General features: G+C 68.8%; 2 protein-coding genes and 1 pseudogene. All 3 read left to right on the plus strand.

Going from position 1 to position 1,754, the window contains the following annotated elements:
* Window positions 1-815 (plus strand): cobyrinate a,c-diamide synthase (locus tag EN745_RS34450; protein WP_127423288.1); only part of this gene is annotated, 815 nt, incomplete at its 5' end.
* 3 nt (window positions 816-818) lie between these two features.
* Window positions 819-1,595, plus strand: a complete 777-nt coding sequence (locus EN745_RS34455) for an adenosylcobinamide-GDP ribazoletransferase (protein WP_127423289.1) — start codon at window positions 819-821, stop codon at window positions 1,593-1,595.
* A gap of 24 nt (window positions 1,596-1,619) precedes the next feature.
* Window positions 1,620-1,754: pseudogene (locus EN745_RS37390) on the plus strand (nicotinate-nucleotide--dimethylbenzimidazole phosphoribosyltransferase); the annotation flags it as partial.

Raw genomic sequence — 1,754 nt, forward strand, 5'->3', positions numbered from 1 at the left:
CCATCGAGGCGATCGGCCTGCCGGTGGTCGGGGCCATCCTGCGCGATCCCACGCTCAACCTGCCGGAGCGCCATCTCGGCCTCGTCCAGGCCGGCGAATACGAGAACCTGATGGCGCATCTCGACCGGCTGGCCGACATGGCCGAGAAGTCGCTCGATCTCGACGCCATCATGGCGCTGGCCACGCCGCTGGTGCCGGCGGCCGGCGATTTCGGCGACGCGCTGCCACCGCCCGGTCAACGCATCGCGCTGGCGGAGGACGCCGCCTTCACCTTCGTCTACCCGCACGTCGCCGCGCACTGGCACAAGGCCGGCGCCGAGATCGTTACCTTCTCGCCGCACGCCGACGAGGCGCCCGACGACAGCTGCGATGTCTGCTGGCTGCCCGGCGGCTATCCCGAGCTTCATGCCGGCAGGCTGGCCGCCGCCACCAACTTCCGGGCCGGAATGGCGCGCTTCGCCGCGACCAAGCCGATCCACGGCGAGTGCGGTGGCTTCATGGTGCTGGGCGAGGCGCTGGAGGACGCTGCCGGTGAGACGCACAGGATGCTTGGCCTGCTCGGCCATTCGACCAGCTTCGCCAAGCGCAAGATGAACCTCGGCTACCGCGAGGCGCGGCTGCGCGCCGCTTGCCCGCTCGGAGCCGAGGGCACGCTGATCCGCGGCCATGAATTCCACTATGCGCAGATGATCGCGACGGGCAATGACGAGCCATTGGCCGATCTAGCCGACGGCCAGGGCAATCCGCTCGGCGCCTCCGGCTACCGGCGCGGCCGTGTCAGCGGCACCTTTTTCCATGCCATTGCGAGGGGCTAGGGCATGAAGCTCCAGAACATGACCCTTTCGCCGCGGCAAATCCTCGAAGACATCGCACTTTGCCTGGTCTTCTTCACCAGGCTGCCGCTGCCCGTCTTTGATTTTCGCGGGCGCAGCCTCGCCGCCGCGATCTGGGCCGCCCCTGTCGCCGGCCTTGCCGTCGGACTGATCGGCGCGGTCGTCTACGCCACGGCGGAACGGTTCGGCCTTGCCGTGGGTCCGGCGGCAGCCCTTGCGCTTGCGGCAACATTGCTCAGCACCGGCTGCCTGCACGAGGATGGGCTGTCCGATGTCGCCGATGGCTTTGGCGGCGGCAAGTCGCGAGGTGGGAAACTGGAGATCATGCGCGACAGCCGCATCGGCGCCTATGGCGCATCGGCGCTGGCTCTGTCGCTGCTGATCCGCTGGAGCGCGATTTCGGCATTCGCCGACCCCACGCAGGCGCTCCTGGCGCTCATTGCCGCGCACGCCGCCTCGCGCGGATTGCTGGGCGCCTTCATGCATCTCTTGCCCCCGGCGCGGTCCGACGGCCTCTCGGCCGGCGCCGGCGGCGTCTCGGCCGAAGCCGCAATAGCCGCCGCCGTGCTCGGCGCGATACCGCTCCTCCTGCTCGGGCCAGACGGCGCCATCGTCGCGATCGTCCTGCTTGGTCTGCTGTTTGCCGCGTTCCGCGCCCTGTGCCTCAGCCAGATCGATGGCCAGACCGGCGACACGATCGGCGCCCTTCAGCAACTTGGCGAGATCGCAGTCCTGCTCGTCGCTTCCGTATCCCTATCCTGACTCTCTTTCGGAGACTTTGCCCCCATGTCTTTCAAATCGCTTGATGAACTTCGCGCTGCCTGCCTCGATCTGCCGGCCGGCAGCGACACCGCGGCCAATGCCGTCGCCCGCCGCCAGGACACGCTGACCAAGCCGCAAGGCAGCCTCGGCCGGCTGGAA

It is taken from the genome of Mesorhizobium sp. M4A.F.Ca.ET.022.05.2.1, assembly GCF_003998845.1.
Lineage (GTDB): Bacteria > Pseudomonadota > Alphaproteobacteria > Rhizobiales > Rhizobiaceae > Mesorhizobium.

Excerpts from the sequence above, each read along its gene's own strand:
- EN745_RS34455 (WP_127423289.1), top strand. The coding sequence starts at position 819 with ATGAAGCTCCAGAACATGACCCTTTCGCCGCGGCAAATCCTCGAAGAC.